The sequence below is a fragment of the Paenibacillus sp. IHBB 3054 genome (assembly GCF_051594305.1).
Classification (GTDB): domain Bacteria; phylum Bacillota; class Bacilli; order Paenibacillales; family Paenibacillaceae; genus Paenibacillus_AQ.
Genome location: NZ_JBOFBG010000006.1, coordinates 192,441 through 212,147, shown reverse-complemented (window position 1 = coordinate 212,147; position 19,707 = coordinate 192,441). Strand labels below are relative to the sequence as shown.

Annotated in this window: 17 protein-coding genes; 10 read left to right on the top strand and 7 right to left on the bottom strand. The window is 51.3% G+C overall.

The window, feature by feature from the left end; all coding sequences use genetic code 11:
* Positions 1 to 92 precede the first annotated feature (92 nt).
* The 3 genes from ACQ76X_RS10140 (at position 93) to ACQ76X_RS10130 (ending at position 1,971) form a co-directional block, all read left to right on the top strand.
* Positions 93 to 389 carry a helix-turn-helix domain-containing protein gene (locus ACQ76X_RS10140; RefSeq protein ID WP_052091753.1) on the top strand — a complete coding sequence of 99 codons (297 nt, stop codon included), beginning with the start codon at positions 93 to 95 and terminating at the stop codon, positions 387 to 389.
* Positions 355 to 1,299: a DUF1861 family protein gene (locus ACQ76X_RS10135; protein WP_438493450.1), complete on the top strand. Its 945-nt coding sequence runs from the start codon at positions 355 to 357 to the stop codon at positions 1,297 to 1,299. Before ACQ76X_RS10140 ends, ACQ76X_RS10135 begins: the two co-directional genes overlap by 35 nt.
* 84 nt (positions 1,300 to 1,383) lie before the next feature.
* Positions 1,384 to 1,971, top strand: coding sequence for a 50S ribosomal protein L25 (locus tag ACQ76X_RS10130; protein WP_340895329.1), 588 nt, complete (start codon positions 1,384 to 1,386; stop codon positions 1,969 to 1,971).
* A gap of 99 nt (positions 1,972 to 2,070) precedes the next feature.
* Here ACQ76X_RS10130 and ACQ76X_RS10125 read toward each other — a convergent pair whose 3' ends face one another.
* Positions 2,071 to 4,395 carry a UvrD-helicase domain-containing protein gene (locus ACQ76X_RS10125; RefSeq protein WP_438493448.1) on the bottom strand — a complete coding sequence of 775 codons (2,325 nt, stop codon included), beginning with the start codon at positions 4,393 to 4,395 and terminating at the stop codon, positions 2,071 to 2,073.
* A 166-nt stretch (positions 4,396 to 4,561) separates the two neighbouring features.
* Here ACQ76X_RS10125 and ACQ76X_RS10120 point away from each other — a divergent pair, with 166 nt between their 5' ends.
* The gene (locus tag ACQ76X_RS10120; protein ID WP_438493446.1) at positions 4,562 to 5,443 is read left to right on the top strand and encodes a helix-turn-helix transcriptional regulator; all 882 of its coding nucleotides are present in this window, start codon (positions 4,562 to 4,564) and stop codon (positions 5,441 to 5,443) included.
* A 115-nt stretch (positions 5,444 to 5,558) separates the two neighbouring features.
* On the opposite strand, the gene ACQ76X_RS10115 is transcribed toward ACQ76X_RS10120, so the two are convergent.
* Genes ACQ76X_RS10115 through ACQ76X_RS10105 form a run of 3 tightly spaced genes read right to left on the bottom strand, consistent with a single transcriptional unit; the run spans position 5,559 to position 7,051 of the window.
* Positions 5,559 to 5,684 carry a hypothetical protein gene (locus ACQ76X_RS10115; RefSeq protein WP_438493445.1) on the bottom strand — a complete coding sequence of 42 codons (126 nt, stop codon included), beginning with the start codon at positions 5,682 to 5,684 and terminating at the stop codon, positions 5,559 to 5,561.
* 27 nt (positions 5,685 to 5,711) lie between these two features.
* Positions 5,712 to 6,176 carry an Imm30 family immunity protein gene (locus tag ACQ76X_RS10110; protein ID WP_438493443.1) on the bottom strand — a complete coding sequence of 155 codons (465 nt, stop codon included), beginning with the start codon at positions 6,174 to 6,176 and terminating at the stop codon, positions 5,712 to 5,714.
* 11 nt (positions 6,177 to 6,187) lie between these two features.
* The gene (locus tag ACQ76X_RS10105; RefSeq protein WP_438493441.1) at positions 6,188 to 7,051 is read right to left on the bottom strand and encodes a Cof-type HAD-IIB family hydrolase; all 864 of its coding nucleotides are present in this window, start codon (positions 7,049 to 7,051) and stop codon (positions 6,188 to 6,190) included.
* 299 nt (positions 7,052 to 7,350) lie between these two features.
* Between ACQ76X_RS10105 and ACQ76X_RS10100 the strand changes: the two genes are divergently transcribed.
* Entirely contained in the window at positions 7,351 to 8,592 is a 1,242-nt protein-coding gene (locus ACQ76X_RS10100; protein ID WP_038585005.1) for a DUF445 domain-containing protein, read from the top strand.
* Positions 8,593 to 8,709: 117 nt separating this feature from the next.
* Here the strand turns inward: ACQ76X_RS10100 and ACQ76X_RS10095 are convergent, their stop codons facing one another.
* The 3 genes from ACQ76X_RS10095 to ACQ76X_RS10085 all read right to left on the bottom strand — a co-directional run bounded on the left by ACQ76X_RS10095 (position 8,710) and on the right by ACQ76X_RS10085 (position 11,252).
* Entirely contained in the window at positions 8,710 to 9,036 is a 327-nt protein-coding gene (locus ACQ76X_RS10095; protein WP_438493440.1) for a P-II family nitrogen regulator, read from the bottom strand.
* 208 nt (positions 9,037 to 9,244) lie between these two features.
* Positions 9,245 to 10,345, bottom strand: a complete 1,101-nt coding sequence (locus tag ACQ76X_RS10090; RefSeq protein WP_438493438.1) for a glycosyltransferase family 4 protein — start codon at positions 10,343 to 10,345, stop codon at positions 9,245 to 9,247.
* Positions 10,346 to 10,433: 88 nt separating this feature from the next.
* Positions 10,434 to 11,252 carry a hypothetical protein gene (locus ACQ76X_RS10085; protein WP_438493437.1) on the bottom strand — a complete coding sequence of 273 codons (819 nt, stop codon included), beginning with the start codon at positions 11,250 to 11,252 and terminating at the stop codon, positions 10,434 to 10,436.
* 284 nt (positions 11,253 to 11,536) lie between these two features.
* On the opposite strand from ACQ76X_RS10085, the gene ACQ76X_RS10080 reads away from it, so the two are divergent.
* From ACQ76X_RS10080 to ACQ76X_RS10060, 5 genes are all read left to right on the top strand, one after another.
* On the top strand, positions 11,537 to 15,082 hold the full coding sequence (locus tag ACQ76X_RS10080; RefSeq protein WP_438493435.1) for a PAS domain S-box protein: 3,546 nt from the start codon (positions 11,537 to 11,539) through the stop codon (positions 15,080 to 15,082).
* Entirely contained in the window at positions 15,079 to 15,714 is a 636-nt protein-coding gene (locus tag ACQ76X_RS10075; RefSeq protein WP_438493433.1) for a C39 family peptidase, read from the top strand. The genes ACQ76X_RS10080 and ACQ76X_RS10075 overlap by 4 nt, the downstream gene beginning before the upstream one ends.
* Positions 15,715 to 15,827: 113 nt before the next feature.
* On the top strand, positions 15,828 to 17,786 hold the full coding sequence (pulA, locus tag ACQ76X_RS10070) for a type I pullulanase (protein WP_438493431.1): 1,959 nt from the start codon (positions 15,828 to 15,830) through the stop codon (positions 17,784 to 17,786).
* 448 nt (positions 17,787 to 18,234) lie between these two features.
* Positions 18,235 to 18,561, top strand: coding sequence for a PadR family transcriptional regulator (locus tag ACQ76X_RS10065; RefSeq protein ID WP_438493429.1), 327 nt, complete (start codon positions 18,235 to 18,237; stop codon positions 18,559 to 18,561).
* 5 nt (positions 18,562 to 18,566) lie between these two features.
* Entirely contained in the window at positions 18,567 to 19,538 is a 972-nt protein-coding gene (locus ACQ76X_RS10060; protein ID WP_438493427.1) for a permease prefix domain 1-containing protein, read from the top strand.
* Positions 19,539 to 19,707 lie beyond the last annotated feature (169 nt).

Genomic DNA, 19,707 nt, shown 5'->3' with positions numbered 1-19,707 from the left:
TTTCCTGCTCCCACTATAACATGACCATTTTTTCTTGTCAATTTATTGACTCTCCTCTGTTCTCCAGATATAGTGATGTAGGAGGTGAAGGAATGCCGGTTATACGCAGTAAATTAAGTGAGGTTATGGAGAAACATGACCCCAAATTATCCATCCGCAAGCTTGCTAAAGAGATTAACTACCATTTCGATTCCGTCCGGCGGATGTACAAAGACGAGATGGTGCAGTATCCCCGGGATTTGCTGCTGAAGCTCTGTACCTATTTCAATATCCAGCCCGGTGAATTGATCCGGATGGAAGCGGATGAGAACGATTGGGCGATAGATAAAGCAAATGAATATGAGGAGGAAGGCAATGACAAGGAGACCGTTCAAGACGGCAACCTGTAACGAACTGCTGGACACCTTTTATGCTAGGCTCCGTCATGTGAGCGTGGAGAAACTGGTTTTTTCCGGTGTTGGGAAACGAGATGTATACAATATAACAGCCCCGTTTGTACATGACGGGGAGGAAGTGATTCTGGGAAGAGTTGAGGAACGGGACAGTGAGTTCTCTCAAGTCTTCTTTTTTACACTCCGCGATGGCGTCTGGATACCCCGTGCGCATACACATACCTATAATCTGCAGGACCCCTGTGTAACCCACATCAAGGGAGAACTGATTGTGGGCGGGGTTGAAGTGATTACCGCAGGGGATGACCCGCAGAAAATCGTCTCGTGGGTTACGCAGTTCTACCGAGGGTACCGCATTGATTCCATGCGCCACTTCTCGTCCGGGCCGGCAATGATGAAGGATATCCGGCTGATAGAGCTTCAGGATGGCCGGATCGGTGTATTCACTCGGCCGCAAGGAGAGAAGGGCGGAAGAGGGATGATCGGCTTCACGATTATCGATTCGCTGGAGGAATTGAATGAGCAGACCTTTCTGGAAGCAGAAATATTTCAAGATCAGTTTGTTCCCGAGGAGTGGGGCGGGGCGAATGAAGCGCATTTATTGAAGAACGGTCATGTAGGCGTTCTGGGACATATCGCCTGTTTTGACCGCTTAGGAAAAAAGCATTACTACTCCATGGTCTTCTCGCTTAATCCCGGTACGTTTGAAACTACACCGATTAAAATTATTGCCGCCAGGAGTGATTTTCCGATCGGTCCCGGCAAACGCCCGGATCTTCAGGACGTGATCTTTAGCGGCGGACTGGTACGGGGTGAGCAGGGCCGGGCGGTATTGTCAGTGGGCGTCAGCGATGCCGAAGCATACAGAATTGAACTTCCCGACCCCTTTTTGGAGTATGAGCAATAAATGGGTGAAAATTGACTAGATTCTATGGTCGTGTTATGCTTTTAATGACAAGAATTTATGGTCGAAGAGAGCGGGAAAACAAAAATGAGTAAATTTATTCTATTGAACAATCGTACGGAAGAAACACAGTCCAACTTGAACGTCGCAAGAAAGCAAGGACGGATCCCGGCTGTGCTGTATGGTATTGGTAAAGATACTCTAAGCCTTGAAGTGGGAGAGAAAGAGCTGTTGAACGTGATTAGAACCAACCCGCGGGCAATCCTGCAAGGGAAATTGTCCGACGATACGGTGGTTCCGGTAGTTGTTCAACATATCCAGAAGGATTCCATTTCAGGAAAAGTGCAGCACATCGATTTTCAGCATGTGAATATGTCGATCAGCATGGACAGCAAGGTAACGATCCATTTTGCAGGTGAAGCTGCTGGTGTCAAAGCTGGCGGTGTACTTCAGGTAGAAATCTATGAAGTAGAAGTTCGCTGCATGCCGGGCGATCTGCCTTCTACCATGGAAGTAGATATCAGCGGTCTGGAAATTGGCGACCAGTTGGCTGTCTCCGATCTGATCTTCCAGAAGGGCATTGAGGTGCTGACGGATCCGAGCACAGTAATGATTCAGATCAAAACAGTACATGAAGAAGTTGAAGAACCGGCGGAGACTCCGGCTCAAGTATAAGAAGACATTAATAGCCCCTCCGGCAGCAGTGCAGGGAACTCATGGTTTCATGATTCCAGCCAAAGCTGCCTGAAGGGGCTTTTTTTTGCGAAATATCTGTTATACGGGAACTACCCGTGTGCTTTGTTCCATAGGGGAGCTGCAGAGCGGGCAGGGCTTGGAGGATAAGTGATCCTCGGCTCCGCCGGCTTTCATCCGGGTCCAGCCCGGGCAATTTGCACCGGTGCATTTCCAGACGGCAACGGTATGGGTTCTTGCCGCTGACGTTCTGGTGGAGTTGTGCTCTGTTCTGGTATACCCGCTTCTTAGTCCCGATACAGCAGGCGCAGAAGAAGCTACGGCAGAGCGGAAGGCGGACAGCATGAAGCGGGAGACCTCGGCTTTTTTGCCCCGATGCCTTGCCGGCGAGCTGATGAACAACTCTTCCCGGGCTCTCGTGACAGCAACATAGGCCAGTCTGCGTTCTTCTTCCAGCGCCGCAATGCCGGACTCCGGCCCAGCCTTCAGGGGACTGCCTACTGTCGATTTTGCTGTCTTCCGGTCCTTCAGCCGGTCACCCTCCAGCGCGGAACTGTGGGGAAGAATCCCCTCAGAGGCTCCGATCAGGAAGACTACCGGGAATTCCAGCCCTTTGGATTTGTGGATGGTCATGAGTGCAATTCGGTTGCCTTGCTCTTTCAGACCGGTCTGGCGGCTTAGCTCATTTCGCTCGGTAATGTTATCGATAAAATCAAGGAAGACGGTGATGTTATCGAACCGTTCCGCCGAGATTTCCAGCTCGTCCAGCATTTCCTTTAGCGTTTCCCGGTGCAGTGTAGCCTGATGACGCTCGTTGGCTTCAATGAAGTAATCGTAGAAGTTAATGCGGATCTGGCGGATAGCCTGTACTGGAGTTACGCTGCCCAGCCCCCGGATCAGCTCCAGCCGTTCCCGCAGCTTGGTCCCTTTGAAATCCTCCATGCCGGGCATTGATAGCAGATGGATCAGCGGCCCCTGCTTCGGCTGGATGGCCTCCATCCGGCGGATATGGTCCATGCCCTTTTCGCGGTTCATGTAGAGGGTCGGCAGAATATTCTCCATCGCAGCAAAGTTCCGGCGGTTCACGGACAGCCGCAGGTGGTCCAGCACGGGGGAAATCAGCCAATGCTCGTAGAGCAGCTGGCCTTCGCCGTAATCGATGTAGGGAATATCACGCAGCAGCAGCAGCTCCAGAATCGCCCGGTTGCTGCTCGATGCCCGGTACAGCAGTGCAAAATCGCGGTATTCCCGGGAATGACCGTCAACCTGGCTTACAATATGCTCCACAATTTGCTCGGCTTCCTCGTCCGCCGTCTGCGGGCGCAGGTACCGTGGCGGGCTGCCGCCATTTTTGGCCGCTTGCAGCGTTTTGGAGCGCCGCCGCGTATTATGCCGGATGATTCCGTTACCCAGCCCGACAATCGCCGGACCGGAACGGTAATTGATATCCAGCGTAATAACCTTTGCGCCCGGATAAAGCTTCTCGAATTCAAGAATGAACTCGCTGCGCGCTCCGTTAAAGGAGTATATCGTCTGGTCATCATCCCCGACGACCATCAGATTATGCTGCGGATGGGCGATCATTTTGACGAGTTCATATTGCAGCGCATTCGTATCCTGAAACTCATCAACCATTACATATTGAAATTTATTCTGCAATTCCTGCAGTAGCGCCGGCTGCTCCCGCAGCATCCTGTAGGCAATCAGCAGCACATCGTCGAAATCAATTTTGTGATTATCCCGTTTCCACTGTTCATACAGGGCCAGGACGGCCTTCATTTCCTGCTCGGCGGTTGTAGTTTCCGGCAGGTTCTCCGGCTCACCCATATTCATCTTGCAGGAAGAGAGCAGGGCAAGCAGGGTTTCCGGCGGATAAGCATCCTTTGGCAGCCCCAGCTCGCGCATGATCTGCTTCAGCAAAATGTGCTGGCGGCGTGTCTCATGGAAGATGTCCTGCCGCAGACCCTGACGCCTCAAGAAATAGAGGAAAAAGGAGTGGAACGTGCGGGCCTGCAGGCGCGCTGCGTCGCTTTCGCTCACGCCCGGCAGCACTGCAATGCGTTCGCGCATTTCCGCTGCCGCCTTGCTGGAGAAGGTCAACAGCAGTAGGCGGCTGGGGGATATGCCGCGCACCGACAGCAAATAACCGGTTCTGCAGATCAGAACCGAGGTTTTGCCGGAGCCTGCCCCGGCCAGCGTCAGCAGCGGACCCTGGTAATGCCGCACTGCGGCGATCTGCGGCTGATTCAGCAGAATTCCGCCTTCCTCCAGCAAACGGAAATAAGCCGCATCGCCGTCCTCCGGCTTCACCATCTCGCGGCTGGTCCGGGCTGAGGCGATTGCCGCCTGGGGAATCCGTTCGCCGGTAGCGCCCAGCGGTATATTATGAAATAAGAGCTTGTTCATTAGATTCACCTTCGTTTGTTTACAATACGGGTTTGGTTTAATTTTTAGCCAGTTTACACTATACCACTGTATTTCCCTTTCTGTATAGAACAGCCGATTTATGAGATAAAAGATCAAATATCCGTTTGGCTGCTATGTTATTTTTGGAACAGAGGAGGGAACGCCAATGAGCGATAAAATGCACTTCAAAACGGTGAGAAGCTCACTGGATTATATTGAGAGGAACCTCACAGAGCGGATTACCCTAAGGGAAGTATCGGTGCACAGTAAATTTTCTTCCCACCATTTCTACCGGATTTTCTATGCGGTAGTAGGGCAAACCTTGGCTGATTACGTAAGGCGGAGAAGACTTGCGAAAGCGGCAGGGGAACTGATCTACAGCAATAAGCGTATTCTCGATATCGCCTTGGAGTACCATTTTCAATCTCAAGAGGCCTTCTCCCGCGCTTTCAAAAAAGCATACAGACTCACCCCCGGGCAATACCGGACCTATTCGAGAGAACTTAATAAAGGAGAGATCAGGATGAGTACAGAAAAGGCATTGCAGGGCTGGACCATAACCGGCATGAACGGCGGAGGCTATGATGTTAAGGTGGACAAGTCAGAAGTGCATATGGGCAAGGCATCGGCGTTGCTGCAATCCGGTAATGCAAGCGAAAACGGATTTGTTACACTCATGCAAATTTTCAGCTCGGAAGCCTACCGCGGGCAGAGGTTGAAGCTGTCTGCTTTTGTCAAAGCAGGGGATATCTTCGGATGGGCCGGCTTATGGATGAGAGTCGATGCCGCGAACGGGGAAATGCTGAAATTTGATAATATGGCGCATAGGCCAATTAAAGGTTCCAAAGAATGGAATCAATACAACGTCATTCTGGATATTCCGCAGGACAGCCATGCGATAGCTTTCGGGGTCCTGCTGAACGGCTCCGGCAAGGCCTGGGTCGATCAGTTCCGCTTCGAAGTCGTAGATGCCAAGACGCCCACGACAGATGAAGGCGGGGAAGATACCCTGCCGCTTGCGCCGGTCAATCTCGATTTTGAACAATAATAGGCTTCTGCAGCCCCTGCCCATGCAAAGTGAAGTATCCTGGGAAAGGAGTTTTGCTGCGCTTATTATAATTTCCCTATATAGTTTGAACTTAAGATCTTTCTATTTTGGGTTATTATCGTAACTGCGGTGAATGTTTGGACTTCCGGCCGCTGTTGTCTGCAGATTTCTTGATTTTATTCCGCTCTTCGCGGTTGAAATCCACAGACAAAGGCGGACGCTGTCGCTCCTCCAGTTCCAAACTTCCCCTCCGTCACTTCACCCCTTTTTAATTTTCCAAGTTCAATCTATATAGAATATAATTGGCTCTGCGCTCGAACAGCCGCGGATTGTCTTCCTTGATTTCTTCCAGCAGGAACGCCAGGCATCTCTTGATCCGCAGGGGCATGCCGGCGGCGATGTCGGCAAATTCCTTGCGGTAGATATCATCGCCCAGTATTCTCTGGATCAGAATAATCGCCCAATTACGGCCTGTCTCCAGCAGCTCCGGCAGCGATTCCAGCAGCTGGGTCAGGTACATCTCCATTTGGTAGCTCTCCAGAAAATGAACAAGACCGAACATAATCTCCTCCTGTTCGGTATCATCATCGAACACCTTGAAGATCTGCTGAATCACAGCGTCCTCCGTATCCCCAGCCAGGCCTTCCAGGGCCTGCTCAAACTGTTCGCATTCCAGCTCCGTGCGCAGCAGCCGATTGTCATACAGCAGGGCAATGCCTGGATACATGTTCATTTAGATTCCCCCTACGCCTTGTCCAAAAGATGGCGGATTCCCGCTGCCACACCATGTTCTGCATTGCTGAGCGTGATGAAATCGGCTGTTTCTTTAAGGATTGAAGCAGCATTCTCCATGGCGATCCGGTAGCCGGCCACCTCAAACATCGGCAGATCGTTGTAACTGTCGCCCATTACAGCTACCTGCTCCAGAGCCATGCCGAAATGCTCAGCCAGCAGGCTTACACCGGCCCCTTTATTAGCGTCCTGATGGTTAATCTCAATATTGTTGGGATGAGAAGCGGTGATAATGAGTCCGGGAATGGCGGCGAAACGTGTAGAGGCTTCTTTCAGAAGCTCAAGGTTCAGCGAGAACGCCAGCGTCTTGTAGATGACTTTGTCCTCTTTGCCCCAGATCTCCTCCATGTCCTCCACATAGGTCACGGCAGCCTGCTGAAACTGCTGGTCGATCATGGCCTTAAGCAGCCAGCGGAGTTCTTCCGGCACTTCGTCATCTTTAAGCTCCGATATTTTCTCCAGATGCACCCGTTTATCGAGCTCTACATACACGTTATCCTCTGTGTACACCTCATAATACAATTCAGGGATTTCGTTCATCCAGCGCAGCGCGGGAATAATATTCTCTTTGTTCAGCGGCTTGCTTGCCACAAGCGTCCCGTCGGCCAGCGTCACTACGGCTCCATTCAGACTGACTACCGGACATTCCAGCTCGGCCAGCCGCAGCTGCCGCTCGGCATCCATGTAAGAGCGTCCTGTGGCGATGATTACAATATGTCCCTGGTTTTGGGCGTGTACTATCGCTTCCCGGTTCTCCGGGCTAATGATTCCTTCTTCGTTAAGCAGTGTTCCATCCATATCGAGTGCTATCAGCATATCGTTTGCATTCCTTCCTCTACCGCAGGTTGTCCCCTTCAAGGGAAATGAGATCGTTCCTAGTATCTTATCATTAATGTTCTGAAAATAGAAAACCCATTTTCATGAAAAGAAACTAACCGTAGAAAATTGTGCAGTGTACTGCATTTTCAGAAAGGAGTTTACTCGTGGTACAATGAAAGGCAGACTAACAAGTGAACGGCCGCCGTAATCGTCAGCTCATAGGGTCACAATGTGATTGGCGGTATTTCCCTGTCCAGGGAAACAGCTGTCCGACGCTTTAGGTAAGGGGGATAAAGATGAAATCCAGAAATTTAGCTACGATATCGCTGGCTGTCATGGCCTGCGGGTTTCTGCTTACACTGTTTTTGCCGGATAATCTGGCTGTTGTTCTGCTGAGAGGCGGCTTCGAAGCCGGGCTGGTAGGGGGGATTGCCGACTGGTTTGCGGTTACCGCACTGTTCCGCCATCCGCTGGGTTTGCCGATTCCGCATACCTCGCTTCTGCTGAAGAACCGGGATAAGATCATCCAGTCTCTTATCTCCGCTATGGAGAATGAGCTGCTGAACAAAGAGAGCATCGAGAACAAGCTGCGCAAGATCCGCTTTGTGTCGCTCGGCAGCGGACTGCTGACGAAGTTTGTAGCAAGGAAAAAAGCAAGAGCCGACATGCTGGAGCAGCTCAGCACCTTTGTTCAGCGGCTTCCGGTAGATAAGGCGGTTCCTTATCTTCAGACGGCGGTTGCAGATTACATCCGTGAAGCGGAGCTTGGTACCGCCGCCGACAGCATCGTCACCAAACTAATGAACGACGGCAAGGATATTGCCGCGCTCGATTATGCGCTTGAAGGCATCTCCGGCTGGAGCAGCCGCCCTGAGACGCGGGCGATGCTGGGCAAGATCGCCAGTGAGAAACTGGCGGAGGTGAAGCTGGGGGGGCTGAAAGGCATGGCCTTTCAGGCATTTGTCGGATTTGTGGATGCAGATATGCTGGGAGAAATGCTCCAGGGCATGCTGCAATCCGGTATCCGGGATTTCCGTGAAGCGGATAATCCTTACCGTGAGCAGATCATCCAGGAAATCCGCGTCGCCCTGTTTCAGCTTGTGAACGACGAAGCGCGGATCCTTTCACTGAAGGAATGGGCACTGGAGGAGCTGCAAGGCGAAGCGGCTTCAGCGTTTCTGCATAAGCAATTGGAAGCTCTGCGCGGCAAGGCGGTTGCCATGCTGGAAGAGGACCGCAGCTGCGGAGGACGCAAGCTGTTTGCGCTGTATGCCTTGTTGGCCCGGCGCATCAGTACGGAAAAAGAGTGGACGGAGAGCTGGGAGGAGCGGATTCGCGCTTCATTAATCGCTTTCGTGGAAGCTAACCATTACCGGCTTGGCGTATTGGTCAAGGAGAACCTTGATCAAATGGATGATGCCAGCCTGGTGAACATGCTGGAGGACAAGGTGGGCAAGGATCTGCAGTGGATTCGTGTCAACGGCGCGGTATGCGGCTTTGTCGTGGGACTTGTGCTTACAGTCATCCAGATGATCTAAAGTCAGAAGACTACAACATCAAGAGGCAGCAAAGCGTACCCTTGAACCGGAACAGCGAGAACCGGGGGATGTTTTGCTGCCTCTTTTCTATTGACCTATTGATCAAAGGGACAAAGGTTACAGTTGGTTTTTACCGTTGCTGATGGTGAAGGTTTCCAGTACGGGAAGCACAAAGATTTTACCGTCACCGAAGGAGCCGTGCTCACCGGTTCTTGCCGTTCTCATAATAATGCTGATTACATCGTCCTTCTCATCATCCTGGATGACAATCATCAGCAGCTTCTTGGAAATTTGATTGTAATAGTTGGTTCCAACCTGAATTCCCTTTTGTTTCCCGCGGCCGAGCAAATCCATCTTGCTGATGGAGGGGAAGCCGGCAAGCATTAATTCAGCCATGACCTCATCCGCTTTCTCGGGTCTAATTATAGCTTTGATCATTAACATAACGATGCACCCTTTCTACAGCCAATAGTGTGTGTTGTAGGGGGTTGCCAATTTCATGATAGCGGTATAAGCAATACATTTCGTTAATGGCAACGCTTACAATCTGAGTATAATATTTACTGCAGGTCATATCCTGCGAATAAGATCACTAATTTCTTGTTACACATTGTCGCATAGCAGTGGAGCGCCCCTGGGGCAGACTCCTCTGCTATTGCGGCAAAAGCGAGCGGTACAGCTCCTCCAATTGTGCTGTGGTATGCCTCCACTCAAAAGCCCGCAGGGCATCACTCCGCCCTTGCATCCCGATCTTTGCCGCCTTGGCCGGATTGCGTCCGATCATCAGCAAACGTCTGGCAAAGGGGGCGGCCTGACGGTAACGGTCCACCAGGTAGCCGTTGTGGCCTGACGTAATGATCTCACGGATGCCGCCGTTATTCGAAGCAATAACCGGAAGCCCGGAGGCCATGGCCTCCACATTGACCAGTCCAAAGGATTCATGCCCTTGGGAAGGGCAGACGAAGCAATCGGCCATCTGATACAGGCTGTGAATATCTTCATGGGCGATGTTTCCAACGAAAGTTACGGATACACCCAGTCTCCGCGCAAGGGTTTTGAGCCGCTGGATATATGGAGGTTTGCCCCGGCCGGCTATGATCAGATGGGAGGGCAGGCGTTTATTGAGAATGTACATAGCCTGAAGCAGTACGGGTACTCCCTTACGGGGGATCACCCGCCCGACGAACAGCACCGTGAACACTTGCGGGAGCCTGTATAATCGCCGGAGGCGCTGCCGTTCCGGTTCTTCGGCCGGTATGAACCGTGACAGGTCCGCTCCCAGTGGAATAACACTGAGTTTCTTTTCCAGACCGGGAAAACGCCGGGAAATTCTTAGCTGCAAGGAGCGGCTGTTAGCAGCTATGCCGTCAGCCTTGGCCAGGCTGCGGGCAATTCGGCGTTCTGCCGGCACGAACGTCAGAGAGTGCAGATACAGCAGCACCGGAGTCAGGGGATGCTGTTGTTTCACGGCGGCCATGAGCAGCGGCCGGTTGTCGATCTGAATCACATCGAAGGACGTCTTCTCAAGATATTTGAGTACCGAGGTAAGATAACGGGTAGGACTGCCTGAAGCCAGACGGATAATCCGGACCTGTTCAAGCTCTGCGGAGTCGGGCAGTCCCGGTGACTTGCGGCTTAGTACCGTTACCATATGCCGCCGGGCCAGCCTTCTGGCAATTGCCCAGATGCAGATCTCCACTGAACCGTTACCCGGTACCGGGAACTGCTCCGGTGCAATAATACAGATATGCATAATATAAGCCTCCTCAAGGCCCGCTGATGGATATTGTCTCTACCTACCATATGCGGACCAGGAGTCGGAAGACACTTTCCTTCAGGAATCATGCTGTGACTTGCTTGGCCGTGTCGGCAATCACACCGGCAATTTTTTGCTCAAGCTCAATGATCTTCAGCTTGTTGGCTGCCATTTGCCGGTAGCCTGAGACAAGGGATGACAGGGATTGAGCAGTCAAAGCCTGATTCTGCTTGCGGATAGCTGATTTGAAGTCGCTGAAATCTGCCGATATCCGTTTGTTCAAGGAGGCTGCCACGCTTTTCTGGGACTTGATCGAGGCCTGCGGGCTTTCGATCCCCGCCAAGGTTTTACGTGCGGCGGCCATCTTTTTGGTGCGGGTTTCTTTGGCCGCTTTCAGCAGGGTTTCTTTATTGCGGATATCCTCACGGGCGAATTGAACGAGAATTTTCATAGCATCAGCCTGTGTGCGGAGCACATCCTTCAAGACTTTGTCCTTCAACCCTCTGAGTAGGTTAATCCGGCGGTTGAGCGCGCTGTATTGATCAAAGAGAGGCTGGTAACGTTCTTTGGTGCTGCTTACGGCCGTGGACAGCCGAGCCACGGTGGACTGATCTATTTCCTTGATTTGGTTTCGGACAATGATCAGCACTTGCGTATTGCTGTCATGCAGCCTGCGGATTTGTGCTTCGCGGCTGTCAAACTGGGTGATCAGGACGGATAAATCACTGTAATACCCTTTAAGTCTTGTCCTTGTCGTATCGTCGGCAGTGGCGGCAGTCAGTTCAAACGAGGCTTGAATCGAAGGGGTCAGCGCTGTTCCGGATGCGTTTACCGCGCCTGCTGAAGATAATACTGCAAGCAGAAATGCCAGCATTAACAGGGGAATCTTCTTAAGCTTGTTCATCTTTTTCCTCCTTAATCTCATCCCTTATTCCGCAACAACAAAAAAGCACCCGCAGTAAAGGCTATTAAGCCTTTATTACGGGTGCTTCCGTCGTAATAGGTCACGAATGAAATATTATCTAAACTATAAGGGAAGGACAAAACTCCGTCAATATTTGTAATTTAAACTTTTTTTTGATGGAAACCAGGCTGCGCGTTTATTCCGGACTTTTCTTAACGTATACTGGGTAATAAGACAACAGAGAGCTGCAACGAGCCGGCTCGTGACAAAGGGGGCCTTGTTTGATGGAATTGGCATATAATAGCGATATTTTGGATCAAGCCTTCATGATGTCTCCGGTAGGAATGGCCGTCCTGGCCTCAGAAAAGGACAAATGGATAAAGGTTAATTCCGCTTTTTGCAATATCCTCGGCTGCAGTGAACCGGAATTTCTAGCTGGAGCTTTATTGAGAAGCAAGAGTGCGTCACAGCCAGAACAGGAAGATCGGGAAGGGCTCACACTAATGAGTGTATTGGAGGGGCTTTCATACACCCCCGGTGATACCTTAAAGAGTGAACAGAGGTTTCTTAATGGTGAAGGACATTCTGTATGGCTTTCCCTTACATTCGTGCGGGCTGATGCAGGACAAGGCTCATCATATATTATTGTATACGCGCAGGATATTACCGACCGGAAAATCGCGGATCAACTGACAGTAGACAGCCGTGATTTGTACGATTTATTTCTAAAAGACGATCAGAGCATGATTTCGTTCACATTACCCGACGGCACATTAAGCTTCATCTCTCCCTCATCTCTTTCGTTAATCGGATTTACCCCTGAGGAAATGATCGGCAAAAACCGGCTGGAATTTTATCATCCTGATGATATCGAGGGCATGGACAAGTCTGACGGTCTTCTGAAGAATGACATCTATGTCCGCCGTTTACGCCATAAAGATGGGCATTATTTGTGGTTCGAAAGCTCTTTTCATGTGATCCGGGGGAAAAACAATGAAATCATCCGAATCATGGGTATTGGCCGCAACGTGACGGGCCGCAAACATAATGAGGAGGCTTTGGCCACGGCGCAAAGAGTCGCCAAAATCGGTTCCTGGGTATGGGATTTGACGAAAGGCAAGCTGTCCCTCTCAGAAGAACTGCAGCGTATGCTGAAGCTTGGTATTGGAGCAGCCGAGGTCGATTACAAGACATTCCTGGAGCTGGTTCATCCGGATGACATCAACGACATGTTTACAAGGGTGCGGGAGACGCTGGAAAACGGGAAGTCCGGTGAGAGTACCTACCGGCTGGTCCTTGCGGATGGAACTCTGCTTGCGGTACATATTCAGTGGGATACGGTACTGGGACCGGCCGGCCAGCCTGTTCAGCTTATCGGAATGATGCAGGATATCACTGAACGCCAGCAGATGGAGCAGAAGCTTAGAGAAAATGAGCGAAATTACCGGCTAATGTCGGAAAATTCACTGGATCTGATCTCGCGCCTCGCGATAGAAGACAGCATATTCTTATACTGCTCTCCGGCCAGCCGCTCTCTGCTCGGCTATGAACCGGAGGAGATGGTCGGTACCAGTGCTTTTGATTACCTGCATCCCGATGATTTGATAGTAATGAAAGAAATGATGGCACAAAGTGAGCAGACCCGCTTCATCCCGGCGGCGGCCTACCGTTACCGGCGCAAGGACGGCGGCTATGTCTGGTTTGAGACGAACAGCAAGTATATTTTAGATGAGCAGGGCGGGATTGTGGAGATTATTGCCGTTGGCCGTGACATAACGGAGCGCAAGCAATTTGAGTCCAAGCTTCAAGAGAACGAACAGCGCTATAAGTCGCTGTTTGAGTATAATCCGTCAGCTGTATACTCCATGAATCTGCAGGGGGATTACTTAACCTGCAACTCCAATCTGGAGGTGCTGAGCGGATATTCAATGGAGGAGCTGGTGGGCAACTATTTCGGCCCCCTGGTGCATGAGAAGGATAGGGCGAATACGCAGTATCATTTTAATCTGGCTTGCCAGGGAATGCCTCAAAGCTATGATCTGACCCTTATTCATAAAGATGGCCATCTGGTAGAAATCAGTACGACCAACATTCCGATTATTGTCGGGGACAAGGTCGTCGGCGTATATGGAATTTCCCGTGACATTACGGACCGTATCCGGTATACCGAGCAGATTGAGAAGCTGGGCAATGATTACACACTGATCTTAAATGCAGTCTCCGAAGGCATATTTGGTCTTGATACGGAGGGGAGGGTAACCTTCATCAATCCGGCGGGGGCACAGATGCTGGGCTTCGCTTACGGTGAAATTATGGGCCATCCTTATCTGGACCACATACAGCACACAGCGCTGGACAGCCTCCATTACCGGCCGGAGGATTCTCCGCTGATGCAGGCCGTCCGTGCGGGGGAATCCCATCAGAGCAAAGATGCGGTATTGTGGCGCAAAGACGGTTCAAGCTTTCTGGCCGAGTATCAGGTTACTCCGCTGTTTGATAAAGGAGACCGCAAGGGTGCGGTTGTTGTGTTCCGTGACATTACGGATGAGAAGGAGATTATCCGCGCCAAGGAATCGGCAGAGAAAGCGGATCAGGCGAAATCGGAGTTTCTGGCGATTATGAGCCATGAGCTGCGGACGCCGATGAACGGAATTATGGGGATGACGGATCTCCTGTCAGAAACCGAGCTGGATGAAGAGCAGCGCGGATATGCGGAGATTATTAGCCAGAGCAGTACTTCTCTGCTGTATATCCTCAATGAAATTCTGGATCTTAGCAAAATAGAAGCCGGAAAAATGATCCTCGTGCATGAGCCGGTAAGTCTTGAATGGGTCTTGGAAAGCGTAACCGAGCTGTTCTCGCCGAAAGCGAAAGAGAAGAACCTGGAATTGAGCTGCCAAGCTGCCTCCAATGTTCCGGAGTTAATCATGGGCGATGCGGCCCGGCTGCGCCAGATATTGGTGAATCTGGTCAGCAACGCAGTGAAATTCACTGAAGAAGGTCATATCTCTATTGAGGTGGGGACGGAATTCTGTCCTAACCAGGATAAGCTGACTCTGAAGTTTAATGTTAGGGATACGGGAATCGGAATTCCGCCGGAGAAACAGTCTCTGCTATTCCAATCGTTCTCCCAGCTGCACCCGTCCATTAACCGCAAGTATGGCGGAACCGGACTGGGACTTTCCATCTGCAAGCGGCTGGTTGAGCTTATGGGCGGAGCGATTTCAGTGGACAGTGTGGAAGGCGAAGGCTCAAACTTCTACTTTACTTTGCCCTTGGATATTGATCATGATCCTAGTGATTTGGAGGAGGAGCCGGTACAGGTGCAGACTCCATCAGTACCGGTGATTAGCCTTGATGATGCCGAGCCCGATGATAATTCCCGGATTGAGGAGGAAGGGAGTGGCCTTCTGCTTACTGGAGGTCTTCCTCAGTTGGAGCCGAAATACGGTCCGCTGCGGATTCTGGTCGCAGAAGATCATCCCGTTAATCAAAAGCTTTTATTGATCATGCTGGAGAAACGCGGCTATACTGCCGACCTGGTGGAGAACGGCCAGCAGGCGCTGCAAGCCGTTCTGCAGCAGCCCTATGATCTGGTATTTATGGATGTGCAGATGCCGGAGATGAGCGGGCTTACCGCAGCAGCCAAAATCAGAGACCAGCTCCCCCAGGCCAAGCGGCCCTTTATGGTGGCTCTGACCGCTTACGCCAGACGGGAGGATCGTGATAGATGCCTGGCTGTAGGTATGGAAGATTTCATCAGCAAGCCGTTTCTCACCTCCGACATTGACCGGATACTGCAGCAGCGTCAGGAGAAGATATCCTTATGAGGAGAGCACCGCGGCAGCACAAGCTGCTTGCTGAACCTTATACGCAGTGGGACCCGGGTGTTGCTTCGCCCGGCTCGGCCTGCGGTCCGGCGACCATCGCCGCATTGATGGAATATTGGCGCACGCGGAAGGGCCGGGCTTTTATTCCCGGAGCAAGTCATTTTGCTTCCAAAGCGGCGCATATTAATCACGTATACAGCCATCATGGCGGAACACCTTGGGGAATGAGCGTGCGCAGCTTTACCAAAGGCGTCAAAGCTTATATCCGGTCTTCTGCTCCTCTGGAGGCGAAGGAACGCGGACTCTTCTCCGTAAGTGTGTTTAATGATATAGACCGGTACAAAGCAGAGATTGACGCGGAGCGGCCGGTGGCGCTTAAATTCGATAAATGGCTTACGTTTCGCTGGCGGGGAAAATACACCTATGATTACCATTGGGTGCTGGGAATCGGTTATCAGGAGCCTGAGGGCGGAGGAGGCCCTGTACTTATTGTTCATGACAACGGGATGCGGCATAAGCACGGCGGGTTCACTCCCGGCCAAGCACGCCTTATCCCTTATAACGTCAATAAAGATGTTATAACCATGGTGGCTTTGGATATCAAGGAAGCTTCCATAGGGCATCAGCTGTAACCTTCAGGCGGCAGGAAGGGCAGCTTGATGAAACCGTCGAGTACAAACGTTTGCACAAAATCGGCAATAAGGATATAATTCCAATTATTAAAGGGTAAAGGAGACAGATGGCCTTGTCCGTACAAAAGGAATTGAAAGAACCGATTTATTATGGTGATCCGGCGGCTACCGGAGGAATATCCGTGTTCGCCCAGGAGTTTGACGAGCTTTTCAGTTATGAAGGGGATGACCTTGGCGTAACGTATAAGCCTGCTTCCTCGGCCTTCTGCTTGTGGGCACCTACCGCGCAGGAAGCAGCGGTTGTGCTCTATGACTCATGGCACGAAGCCGCCGGAGATGTCTTGCCGATGATCCGTGATGTCAGGGGGATATGGCGTTTGAGCGTGGCCGGGAACTTGGAGGGCAAGTTCTACACCTATCGTGTGCGCATCGGGGAGCAGTGGAATGAAGCGGCCGATCCTTACGCCCGGGCCGTCGGTGTGAATGGAGATCGAGCGGCGATTCTCGATTTGCGCAAGACGGATCCCCAGCGCTGGACAGAAGAAAAGCCACCTCTGGCTGACCCTGTGGACGCGGTGATTTACGAGCTTCATCTGCGGGATCTGTCTGTTCATCCGGCTAGCGGCATTGCCCATAAGGGACAATATCTGGGTCTGGCCGAAGAAGGGACACGCGGACCGGGCGGGATTCTTACCGGACTGGATCATATATCCGATCTCGGAGTGACCCATGTGCAGCTGCTTCCTATTTATGACTATGCTACAGAAAGTGTTGATGAGACCAAGCTGGACCAGCCCCATTACAACTGGGGTTATGACCCTAAAAATTTCAATGCTCCGGAAGGCTCCTACGCTACGGATCCATATGATCCGGCTCTGCGAATCCGCGAGCTAAAGACAATGATCCAGACACTGCATGACCGCGGACTGCGCGTAATCATGGATGTGGTCTACAATCATGTTTATGACGGCTACCTTGTAAATTTCACCAAGCTTGTTCCCGGCTACTATCTGCGCTATAAGCAGAACGGCAGTCTGTCGAACGGCTCGGGCTGCGGCAATGATGTCGCCTCTGAGCGGATCATGATGTCCCGGTTTATTGTGGAGTCGGTGCTGTATTGGGCCCAAGAATACCATATCGATGGTTTCCGCTTTGATTTGATGGGACTGCTCGATATAGAAACCATGCAGGAGATCCGCCGCCGTCTGGACGAAATTGATCCTTCACTGATGACTATCGGGGAAGGCTGGATCCTGGATACGGAGCTTCCGGCGGAGCGCCTCGCCAGCCAGAGCAATGCGGATGCGCTTCCGGGCATCGGACAGTTCAATGACGGGTTCCGCGATGCCGTAAAGGGGAATATTTTCCGCTATGAAGAGCCTGGATTTATCGGCGGCAAGAATGGTCTCGAGCAGGCGGTGAAGACGGGGATCACCGGAGGCGTCGTGTACGGTCAATCCATGGGGGCGTTCGCTGATGAGCCGCAGCAGTGTGTTAACTTCGTTGAATGCCACGACAACCATACCCTCTGGGATAAAATTGTAATCTCCACCAAAGGGGAAAGCGATGAGCGGCGCAGAGGGATGCATCGTCTGGCTTCGGCAATGGTAATGACGAGCCAGGGGATCCCGTTTCTTCATGCAGGACAGGAATTTATGCGTACGAAGGACGGGGTGGAGAACAGCTTTAAGTCTCCCGTTGAGATCAACCGCATGGACTGGGAACGCGCAGCGGCGCATGTGGAGGATATTGCTTATATGAAGCAGTTGATTGCGCTAAGGCAAGCCCATCCGGCATTTCGCCTGCGCAGCGCGGAGGAAATTCGCGCACAGCTGATGTTTGAGAAGGCGCCTGCCGGGGCAATAGCCTATACACTCCGGGATCACGCCGGAGACGATCCGGCGCTGCACTTATACGTGCTTTATAATTCAAATACAGCCGGAGTGTCAGTGGATGTGCCACCGCTTGGCGAGTGGAGTACCCTGTTCGGCGAGGATCTGGTCTCGAAGCTTGCCGGGGGCAAGCTGACCGCCAAGGGCATTGGAATGGTTGTATTGGCGGTCCGGCAATAAGTGCCCAAATGCACTATATATAATAGTTGGATAAAAAGGATGCCACTCGGTTAAGAGTGGCATCCTTTTTTTGCGTCGATCCCTATCGTCAGCAGCAACAAGAGATAAGCAGTTAGAAGCTTCCCATCTTTAAGTTGTCTCCAGTGGAGCAAGGCAGGTTTTGACTAAACGGACCGAGGCGGCGCTATTGTCCAAATCAGTGTTTTTGTGAGGTTGGCGGACTCCATGGGCGTTATCTGCCCGTTATCGAAGAACGCAGGTGGCAATCTGGAGAGATAACGCCGTTAGCGTCCGCAAACCGTAATAAACGGATCGCAGCCACCCAATAAGGACACTGGAGTCCGACGGCCCATTTTTTCCAAAACTACTTTATCTGTCGTAGTAATTATGCTACAATGCAATTACTACGACAGATGAAGTAATGAGGGATAAGTTAGGAGGATGAATTTTGATCAGCAGTGATGTCATACGGGGATATAACGATACGCTCATCCTCTATATGCTTCTGGACGGAGAGTCCTATGGCTATGAGATTTCCAAGAACATCCGGAAGCTGTCGGAGGAGAAGTACATCATGAAGGAGACTACGCTTTACTCCGCATTCACCCGGCTTGAGAAAAATGGGTACATCGATTCCTTTTTTATGGATGAGACCTTTGGGAAACGACGCACCTATTACCGTATAACTCCGCAAGGTCTGGCTTATTACCTGGAAAAATGCGAGGAATGGAAAGTTACGCAAGAGGTCGTTAATAAATTCATAAGGGAGCTGTGATCAGGATGGATACCATTATGGGCTATTTGAACAACATGTTTACTTCTCTGCCCAGGACAGAGCAAACATATAAGCTAAAGCAGGATCTGCTGGCTAGTATGGAGGAGAAATATTACGAACTGAAGAAAGAAGGCAAATCAGAGAATGAGGCGGTCGGCATTGTCATCTCCGAGTTCGGCAACATCGATGAGCTGATTGACGAGCTTGGGATTACAGTGGGGGGAGAGGATACGCTGCTTCCTGTACTTGCTCCGGAGGATACATGGGGGTATCTGGTTGCCAAGAAGAGAAGCGGCTTTATGGTGGCGATTGGTGTAATGCTGTGCATCATCGGCCCTGCACTGCTGATTCTGCTTGTTACCCTCGCGGAATTTGGTTTTCTCCGTGGGGTGATTTCGGAAGACACTGCCGGAATTATTGGCGTGATCGTGCTGCTGCTGCTGGTGGCGCTGGCGGTTGGACTGTTCATATTCAGCGACACAAAGCTGGAGCGATACAAATATCTGCAAAAGGGTTTTAATCTGCCCTATTTTTTGCGGACCGAGATCGAGCAGCGCAGCCGTGCATTTGCCCCTACCTATACCCTGTCTCTGACTATGGGTGTATCCCTGTGTGTACTCTCTCCGGTTCCTGTCCTTGCCTGGTCTGCAATCAATGAGGATGCCAGCGGCTACGGGGTCACTATTCTGCTTGCGCTCATTGCGCTGCCTGTCTTCCTGTTCATCTACTATGGGAGTATCAAGGAAAGCTTTGGCTTTCTGCTCAAGGAGAAGGAGTACACCGAGGTCCCTGAAGAGAAAGAGGAAAAACGCTTCAAGAGCTCTATCGCATCCATCGCTTGGCCGCTGGCTACCGGCTGTTTTCTGATCAGCGGATTTATTTTTCAGCGCTGGGACATCAACTGGGTGATCTTCCCGGTTACAGCGATTTTGCTGGAAGTATTAAATGCTGTGTATAAAATGATTAAGGTGAAATAACGCTTTCAGCCAGCTCTGCCCATCCTCCAGAATTTTATCTAAAAAAGTGACATTGCTCATTTAGGGTATAGTGGAACAATGATAATATTAAGGCATTTCAATCCACGACAGTACCTGGCAGGACCTGTGAAGGAGGGAGAACTTGGCCTCCTCGCAGTTTTTCGCTTTG